The organism is Nitrosomonas sp. ANs5 (assembly GCF_050584665.1).
Lineage (GTDB): Bacteria > Pseudomonadota > Gammaproteobacteria > Burkholderiales > Nitrosomonadaceae > Nitrosomonas.
The window spans coordinates 1-9290 of the sequence record NZ_JBEUDO010000076.1; the positions used below are offsets into that span (position 1 = coordinate 1).

Consider the following 9290-nt stretch of genomic DNA (forward strand, 5'->3'; position numbering starts at 1 on the left):
CACTGCTGTCCGTCGACGACATAAACGCGCCCATCCACAACGTTTGTTACGTACGTGTTTAGGTAATACCAGGGATAGTGTGTGGCGATCGTCTCCTTGCTTGGATCAAGGTCGCTGGAACGAGCGTACTGCCCATCGAACTTGTGGAACAAGTCGTCAAGGAGACGTAGAACTGGCTCGGCGGCCCAGCGGTAGTCACGCTGGTAGAAGTCTATGTAGTAGACCGTGTTTGAGAACACGCGGTCAATGTTCTGCTTGTCAGGTGAGATGTTCATCATCGTGCCTTTTGAGATGAATACTTTTCGCTAAACCCCAATTGCGCATGCATACCACTGTTTGATACCGCCCAACGAATAGCGTTTATCCGCCGCCTTCCCCAAGCTTGCACTAGCCGCTGCCTTATCGGCGGCGGATAAACCTTGTTGAACTAAACTACCGGGAAAGCGGTACTTAGGGCTTATTCAAAAAGTATTTCTTACGATCGTTGTAACTATTCAGCGAAAAAATGTAAAAAGTGCTTGACAGGGTTTTCGTGTAAAAAAGCAAGATTGCCGATACATTTGGAGTTGCCTGCTAGGGCATGTGTAATCGTCGCATAAAGATGTATTGCAGCCGTCAAAATGGTTAATTCACGCACGTGAAGGTCGGCAAAATTACAGTGTGGTATGGCGCGATCTGAGTCGAAAAATTGTGTTTTGAAAACAGGTTGTACAATAGCGTTATATCAGAAACAGCTATTGGAACAACACTTTGACAGTCGACGGCATAGACGTGGAAGCCACGGTAAAAAAGGTGCAGGAACTTCTAGCGAAGGAGCAAAACCTGCCGCCAGCATTAAGCACAACGCTGGAAGCACTGTTAGTGGTTGTTCAGGTGCTAGTAAATCGTTTAGGCCTTAGTAGCCGCAACAGCAGCAAACCACCATCATCGGACAAGAATCGTCCCCGCGAGAAACGAATCGGAGAAGGCAGCCGCAAAGCGGGCGGTCAAATAGGCAGTGTTGGCGCTACGCTTCGACAAGCGGATGACCCCGATGAGATCAAAGTGCTGGCGGTTGATCGTTCGATTCTGCCACCAGGTCAATACCGGGAAGCGGGGTTTGAGCGGCGCCAGGTATTTGATATCGACATCAGCCGTTTAGTCACCGAATACCGGGCAGAGGTACTGGAAGATGAAGATGGACGGCGTTTTGTGGCACCGTTTCCAGATCATGTCACTAAAGCGGTTCAGTATGGCAATGGTGTCAAGGCCCATGCCGTTTATCTGTCGCAATACCAACTGATTCCCTATCATCGGGTGCGGGAATACTTTCAGGATCAGATAGATCTGCCTATCAGCGCAGGCTCGATCTACAACTTCAATCAGCAGGCCTATGCCCTGCTTGAACCGTTTGAGCAAAAGTTGATTGAAAAGCTCAAGGCATCGCCTTTGTTGCATACCGATGAAACGGGCATCAATATCAATGGCAAGACACATTGGCTGCATTGTCACTCAAATGAAAACTGGACACTGTTTTATGCACATACTCACCGCGGCACCGATGCTATGAATGAGAAAGGCGTGCTACCACGGTTTAACGGCATCCTTTGTCATGACCATTGGAAGCCCTATTACCGGTACACCGCTTGTCTGCACGCACTGTGTAATGCGCATCATCTGCGTGAACTGGAACGTGCCTATGAACAGGATAACCAGCAGTGGGCGAGACAGATGCAAACGTTGCTGCAAGCCATTCTGGCAGATGTTAAAGCACAAGGAAATGTTTTACCCACAGAACAGGCCGAGCATTACGCACAACGCTACCGGGATTTATTGAAACAAGCGGAAAATGAATGTCCTGCGCCGGATGAAACAAAAAAACCAGGTCAGCGAGGGCGGATTAAACGAAGCAAGGCTCGAAACCTGCTTGAACGTCTTCAACTTTATGAACAGGATGTCTTGCGATTCATGACTAATCCCATCGTGCCTTTCACAAACAACCAAGGTGAAAACGATATCAGGATGACCAAAGTGCATCAGAAAATATCAGGTTGCTTTCGCTCAAAAGAGGGTGCTGATATCTTCTGTCGGGTACGCAGTTATCTGTCTACTTGCAGAAAAAATAATGTTTCTGCTTCCGAGGCGCTTTCCTTGCTCTTCGCCGGAAAACTGCCTGATTTTATGTTGCAGAATGACTGAGAGAAAAAATACGCTGAATAGTTACCGATCGTTTGAGATTTAAAATTAACAACCAATTGTTTTATAAAGAATATTATTTCTAACAATACGCGGTTTACTATGATTAATTGAGCATGGGTGAGCTTGCGTTCAAATCAAGTGCAAGGGTTTTCGCATAATTTGTTCAAAAACCTTGCACTTAAATATTATTGATTTATAAGACATTTCAATTCAAAAACAACCATTTATACTTTCTGAGCAAGCTCTACGTAAGGGAGAGCAGCAGCGGGTTTCCGTCAATTTGTTTCTTCACATCGATTTCAGTCAGTTGTATCGATCACTCCAGTATCTCGATACGCTGGCGGGTTGTGCCCCGCTCGCCCAGGCGGACGATTTTATTGACCAAGGCTCCCACCCAGCCGGGGTGGGAAATGACGCGGGAAAATGCTGCTATCGCTTCATCCTTGTTCCCGATTGCCTGCTGGCGTTGCGCTGCAGGCAGGGGTGACAAGGTCTCGGCGAATGACCAGGCGGCATCACGCGCTTTTTCCATGCTGAAATTGATGATGGCTGTCTGCACATTGCCCAGATAACGGTTCATGAGCCCCAGCAATGGCCAGATCTGGGCCAATTCATCCTGCACATCCCCCACCAGGCTGGCCAGGACCTGATTGATTTTATCGAAATCACCTTTCAAGCCGGACAGTTCCTCGGCGGGCACCGTTTCCGCCGCGGCGATACCAAGATCGAGATTGATGTGGGCGTTCATGCCCAGCAGCAAATGCTGTAAAACAATCGGCCACCAGCGTTCGGTCTGGTCGAACGCACATATCCAGGACCGGGTAGGCGATTGTCCTGTCTGGTACTGGTAGCAGGCATGGATATAGCGATTGGCGAAAATCACATCCAGCCGTTCCATGCGCGGGCCATCGTCAAAAAAGTTTTGCTCTATCCCTTTCTTGACCTGAATGGTGACTTTCCGGTAGAGCGCGGCAAAATAGCCGATCCGGGAGTTGTTCTGCTTTGACCAGTCGACAATTGCTGTCAGCTGCTGAATGACATCATCGATTGTTTCTGCCAGGGTTGCGATCGAAGCTGGAAAATCGGACATATCCTCTCCCTGTTAGTCTGGTCGGAGCGGCCATATTAAGATGACATCCGGTTAACTGATCTCATTAATATCGCGGCTTTAGCGCTTTTGATCGGGGTTTAGACATGCATGGATTTTGACGGGGTGCTGCAGTCTGCGGAAAAGCTAGCGGACTCCGTCGGCGTAAGGGAGCCATGCAAGGAGCACGGCTCGCCGGAAGATACCGTCACGGCAGCTTGTGATGCGACTCTCTGTGCGTGCGGTCAGCATCGCACTGGTTGCCCGCTCGCCTGCTAGGGGGCTGTCCGAGAATAGCGATCGTAGCGAGAGCGAAGCTGGCTGAGCGGGATTTTTCGATCATTTGAGGCGAATAGTGGTTCTATTTAACGAAAAGGATCGGAAAATCCGGCCAGCCAGCTTCGTCCGCAGTAGATCAGTCTATTCTCGGACAGCCTCCTAGTATTCGCCGTGACGGCGTAGCCGTTATGCCTGAAGCATTACTGAAAATGGTTCAGGCATGTTATGTCATTCGGCCTTGGGTGCGCTATGGTAGCCAACCACGACATCGACCTCGTTCTTCGAACCGAGAATCACGGGTACACGTTGATGCAGATCGGTCGGTTCGACATCAAGAATACGCTCGTAACCGGTCGATGCCTTGCCGCCCGCCTGCTCGACAATGAAACTCATCGGGTTGGCTTCGTACATCAGGCGCAGCTTGCCAGCCTTGCTGGGGTCTCGGGTATCACGCGGATACATGAAAATCCCGCCGCGTGTGAGAATCCGGTGGACTTCCGCCACCATCGAGGCGATCCAGCGCATGTTGAAGTCACGCTCGCGCGGACCGGTCTTGCCTTCCAGGCATTCCGCCACATACCGCTGCACGGGCGCTTCCCAGAAGCGTTGGTTGGAAGCATTGATGGCGAATTCCTTGGTATCGGCGGGAATCCTCATATCCTCATGGGTGAGAATGAATTCACCGATATCGCGGTCCAGCGTGAAGCCATTCACGCCATGGCCAGTCGTCAGCACCAGCATGGTCGAAGAACCATACAGGGCATAACCCGCACAGATTTGTTTCACACCGGGTTGCAGAAAGTCTTCTTTAGCCGCGGCACGATTGGGCACCGGCGCACGCAGGATGGAGAAAATGGTACCGACGGAAATATTGATATCGACATTGCTGGAACCATCCAGTGGATCGAACACCAGCAGATATTTGCCCAGCGGATATTTGGTCGGGATTGAATAGACGTTGTCCATTTCCTCCGACGCCATGCCTGCCAGGTGGCCCGCCCATTCGTTGTTACGAATCATGATGTCATTGGTGATCACGTCCAGCTTTTTCTGTGTTTCACCTTGTACATTCTCAGTGTCCAGCGAACCCATGACGCCGATCAAAGCACCTTTGTTGACCGCATTGGAAATCGTCTTGATGGCGGTTACGACATCGTTCAATAATGCGGTGAAATCGCCGGTGGCCCCTGCGATGTGGCGCTGCTCTTCAATAATAAATTGGGTAAGGGTTGTGCCGCTATGCATTCAGCTTCCTCTTGCTTATATAAAAAAGCAGGGATTATACCGTTTTGGCGCTGGACATGCACGAGACGAGTGCTGGCACAACCATACAACCCTCTGTTATTCCATGCAAATAATGGCATATATGCCGAACAGACAGGATGAATTGCCAGGCAACGAAAGTATTCAATTTTCGATCACGATCTTGCCGTCAAGCCGTGGCTGTATCTCGAACCTGCTCATGGCAATAGGGTTGAAACCATGATAGAGCGTCATCGTGCCCTCCCCATCCCATTCCAAATAATTATATTGGTGGATAAGGCCCAGCCAGCTTACCCGGTGCCGGATATGACAGGAAGATGGTTGGTAATGGAAGCGCAGGCGGATAATCTGGCTCCAGGCACTTATCATGTAATGCACATCATTCCATATATCAGCGCTGATATCGCGCACTTGCTCTGCGGTACTTGGCATTGCAACCTCCTTTTCAACTGATTGCTACAAATAAAACCACGAATGCACACCAATAGACACGAATAATGAAAAACCACTTCGATTGTGTTTCACCCGTAATTTGACCGGCTATCGCACCTTCTCCTTTTCGCATGACCAAACTCAATCCACGTGAACATCACCACTGAATCATTAGTGTGTATTCGTGGTTATCAAAACCAATAAAAATGACGGGGAATTATCACGCGCTACATGCATCCCGCTGTAAATTGGAGAGCGGCTTATTTTATTCAAAGGCATTGCAATGCCATCCAGCGTGTTTAACGGAATCAATCAGTAAAGAACTGTTTCAGCACCCGGATCATGTATGCATGATCCTGCACCCCGGCGCTCTCCCGGACGCTGTGCATTGCCCACATCGGACAGCCGATATCGATGCTGCGTATGCCGAGCTTCGCGGAAGCAATCGGTCCGATCGTGCTGCCACAGGGCAGGTCCGAGCGATGGGAATAGTGCTGATAGGGAATGCCCGCCGTATCGCACCAGCAAATGAATTGCGCGATGGAGACACTCTCGGAGCTGTAGCGGCGTTTGGCATTCGATTTGATGACCGGTCCCTGGTTTACAAACACTTTATGATCCGCATCATAGGCCTGCGGAAAGTTGGGCTGATAGGCATGCGCCATATCCACACTGACCAGAAAGCTTTGGGCCAATGCACGCGCCGTTTCTTCACGATCCGATGAAACCGCCATGCCGATGCGCAGCAGGATATCGGTCAGAAAGCTGCCGGCCGCGCCGATATGGCTCTCGCTGCCGATTTCTTCGTGATCGAAAAATGCACAGACCAGCGTGCCATCGGTCTGGCCGAGCACTGCATCATCAAGTAAAGCTTGCAATCCGGCATGGCAGGAGGCCAGGTTGTCAATCTGGCTGTCGGCATAAAACTCCTGATTGGCGCCCCAGAAAGCACCTTTCTGGGTATCGTATACCGCCAGATCCCAGGATAGTATCTTCGTCGCCCCGATACCTGTCACCTGTTCCAGCAGTGACAGAAAATATGGCTGCGGCAATTGTTCGCTGGTTAATTGGGCAAACAATAACGGCAGCTCGTTTTGCTTGTGCAGCTTGAGGCCCTCTTCATTGACGCCCCGGTTCATGTGAATCGCAAGATTCGGCAGGCGCAGCAACGGCTGCTCGAATCGTACCAGTTTGTGCGCAAGCTGCGCCTGCTCGTCAAGGTAACTGATCCGACCAGCCAGGCTCAGATCGCGGTCGGTGAAAGTAGCGAGTATCGGCCCGCCGTAAATCTCGACACCGAGTCTGGCGAGGCCATCGGCAACGGTTGCAGCGGCCGGTTTGATGCGGAACCCCGGTGAGTCGGTATGTGCGCCAACAATCTTGAAACCCGCTTCAGCAGGCGTTTTTCGCCCCAGGACGAACAACACGATCGATGAATCATCACGCACCACATAATAGCGCCCGCCTGCTTGCAGCTGCCATTTATCGGTTTCATCGAGCCTGACAAACTGCAAATCCCTGATGGCCGCTTCGATCAAGGCGACCGCATGCCATGGGCTTGGGCTATTGTCGATAAAATCCAGCAGATGCTGGGCCTGTTGTTTATTTATCATAATTTATGTTTACTTTCATTAACTTATATTTTCTTGAAAATGACTCGTCAACTATACGCAAGGCGGCTCGGCCAATCAAACATGGCATGGCCGGAAGATCACTGACCGTTCACCATTCCCGTCGCCGCGCCGCAATCACACCCGGCACATGCTGGATTTGTGCCAGCAGGCGGCGCAATTGGTCCAGATCAGTAATTTCCAGCGAGAACAGCATCATCGCCAGATGACCGCGGCTGAGCATGTTGGCCCTGGTGGCATTGGCCTTCTCGCGCACGAACAAGTCGCTAATATCCCGCAGCAGGCCCTGGCGGTCACGCGCTTCCACTTCGATCTCAACACTGGCAACGTGATTGCCACCCATACTCCATGACGCCTGCAGCAAGCGGCTGCGCCGCTCTTCTGGCAGGCGGGCAACGAAGGCACAGGACTGGCGATGGATGGTGACGCCGCGCTCGCGGGTAACATAACCAACAATGGCATCCGGCGGTACCGGCCGGCAACATTTGGCTAGAGTGGTAAGCAGGTTGCTCTCGCCTTCGACGATAATACCCGGTGATGATGAAGGAGACGACGTGCGTCTGGCTGTCGAGGCTGGAACGGCTGGCTCAGCCTTGGGTGGTGTCATTTCCTGGATGGCGAGCGCAAGCTGGTGTTCGCTGACATCTCCCCGGCCGATGGCGGCAAGCAAGTCTTCAAGCCGGTTGTAATGCAGCTTCTGCGCGAGTTTTTCCTGATTCACGCTCGCGACTCCGGCCCGATGACGTTCTCGGTCAAGTTTGGTCCGGCCACTGGCCACATGTTCCTCGAAGTGCTGGTATTTGAACCAGTGCCGCACCTTGGCGCGCGCGCGCGGGCTCTGCAAATAGCCGAGCGCGGGATTGAGCCAGTCACGGCTGGGCGCACCGGTTTTGGTAGTCAGAATTTCCACTCGCTGGCCATTCTGTAACCGCGTATTGAGTGGCACAATGCTGCCGTTGATCTTGGCGCCGCGTGTGCGATGACCGAGGTCGGTATGCAGCGCATAGGCGAAATCGATGGGCGTCGAGCCCTTGGGCAAATCAATCACCTTCCCTTGTGGCGTCAGGACAAAAACCTTGTCCTGGAACAACTCGCTCTTGAACTGCTCGAGCAAATCGCCCCCTTCGCTGATTTCGTCCTTCCACGCCAAAATCTGACGTAACCAGGCGATTTTCTCATCAAATTTGTTATCCGGCCGGCGGCCCCCTTCCTTGTAACGCCAGTGGGCTGCCACGCCCAATTCGGAGTGATGATGCATATCGTGGGTCCGGATCTGTACCTCGAGCGCCAGGCCACGCGGGCCGATCACAGCCGTATGCAGCGAGCGGTAACCATTGCTCTTGGGGCGCGCAATATAGTCGTCGAACTCGCCGGGAATCGGCTGCCACAAGTGATGCACCAGACCCAGCGCCGCGTAGCAGTCCTTGATATCATCCACCAGAATACGTACTGCGCGAATATCATAAAGTTCGCTGAATTCAAGATGCTTGCGGCGCATCTTGTTGATGATGCTGTAAATATGCTTGGGTCTCCCGCTGAGCTCGCATTGGATGCCAGCCTGTTGCAGCACCTGCCTAAGTTGAGCGACCACATCCTCGATGTATTGTTCGCGATCCACGCGCCGCTCATCGAGCAAGCGGGCAATTTCCTTATAGAGCTGCGGTTCCAAATAACGCAGCGCAAAATCTTCCAGCTCCCATTTGATTTGCCAGACCCCCAGCCGGTTGGCCAGTGGCGCAAAGATCCCGCGTGTCTCGCGGGCGATGCGCACCTGTTGCTCAGGGCTGGCGCCCTTGAGGTGGCGCAAGGTCTGGGTACGCTCGGCCAGTTTAATCAACACCACGCGTATGTCTTGCACCATGGCCAGCAGCATCTGGCGCAAGCTTTCGATCTGCTGCGCCTGGTCGCCCGCATGATCCAGTGCATGCAACTGCTCAATTTCGCTGAACTGACGAATCTGTTCCATGCGTGAAATCCCCTCGACCAGTCCGACAACATTGGCGCCGAACTGGCTTTGGATCTGCATCTGCCAGTCATCCAGATATTCGGGCACCGCGTGCAACAAAGTGGCCGCGATCGTTTCAGCATCCATGCGCATGCCGATGAGTATGGAGGCCGCGCCCATCGCATGTTGCAGTAAGGATGTGCCGGTCAGCGTATGTTGCGTACCGTATAGCGGTGCTGCCAGCGCGCAGGCCTGGCGCAGCTGTTCGATCTCGTCTGGCGTGAATTGTGTCGTCAGTTCATTCAGCCAGGTCTCGGAATCAGCATTATCTGCCACAAGCGGAAGTAATTTGCTGCGTGATGACACCATGGAATGCTTACTGGTCCTTCAGATTAAAATTGGGCAACTTTCAGGTGCAGGCATAGGAGGCTGTCCGAAAATAGCGATCGTAGCGAGGGCGAGGCTGGTTGAGTTA

7 protein-coding genes are annotated in these 9290 nt (G+C 52.3%); 1 reads left to right on the forward strand and 6 read right to left on the reverse strand.

What is annotated here, in order from left to right; all coding sequences use genetic code 11:
• A partial coding sequence (locus tag ABTW62_RS12800) for a GmrSD restriction endonuclease domain-containing protein (protein WP_430904963.1) occupies positions 1 to 275 on the reverse strand: 275 nt, incomplete at its 3' end.
• Between the two features lie 475 nt (positions 276 to 750).
• On the opposite strand from ABTW62_RS12800, the gene tnpC reads away from it, so the two are divergent.
• Entirely contained in the window at positions 751 to 2178 is a 1428-nt protein-coding gene (tnpC, locus tag ABTW62_RS12805) for an IS66 family transposase (protein ID WP_430904964.1), read from the forward strand.
• A 316-nt stretch (positions 2179 to 2494) separates the two neighbouring features.
• On the opposite strand, the gene ABTW62_RS12810 is transcribed toward tnpC, so the two are convergent.
• The 5 genes from ABTW62_RS12810 to ABTW62_RS12830 form a co-directional block, all read right to left on the reverse strand.
• Positions 2495 to 3268 carry a DUF5995 family protein gene (locus ABTW62_RS12810; RefSeq protein ID WP_430904965.1) on the reverse strand — a complete coding sequence of 258 codons (774 nt, stop codon included), beginning with the start codon at positions 3266 to 3268 and terminating at the stop codon, positions 2495 to 2497.
• 504 nt (positions 3269 to 3772) lie between these two features.
• Positions 3773 to 4789, reverse strand: a complete 1017-nt coding sequence (locus tag ABTW62_RS12815; protein WP_430904966.1) for a class 1 fructose-bisphosphatase — start codon at positions 4787 to 4789, stop codon at positions 3773 to 3775.
• Between the two features lie 162 nt (positions 4790 to 4951).
• Positions 4952 to 5239, reverse strand: a complete 288-nt coding sequence (locus ABTW62_RS12820; protein WP_430904967.1) for a hypothetical protein — start codon at positions 5237 to 5239, stop codon at positions 4952 to 4954.
• Positions 5240 to 5547: 308 nt separating this feature from the next.
• Positions 5548 to 6852 carry a M18 family aminopeptidase gene (locus ABTW62_RS12825; protein WP_430904968.1) on the reverse strand — a complete coding sequence of 435 codons (1305 nt, stop codon included), beginning with the start codon at positions 6850 to 6852 and terminating at the stop codon, positions 5548 to 5550.
• Positions 6853 to 6961: 109 nt separating this feature from the next.
• Positions 6962 to 9184 (reverse strand): RelA/SpoT family protein, encoded by a 2223-nt coding sequence (locus tag ABTW62_RS12830; protein WP_430904969.1) that lies wholly within the window; start codon positions 9182 to 9184, stop codon positions 6962 to 6964.
• Positions 9185 to 9290 lie beyond the last annotated feature (106 nt).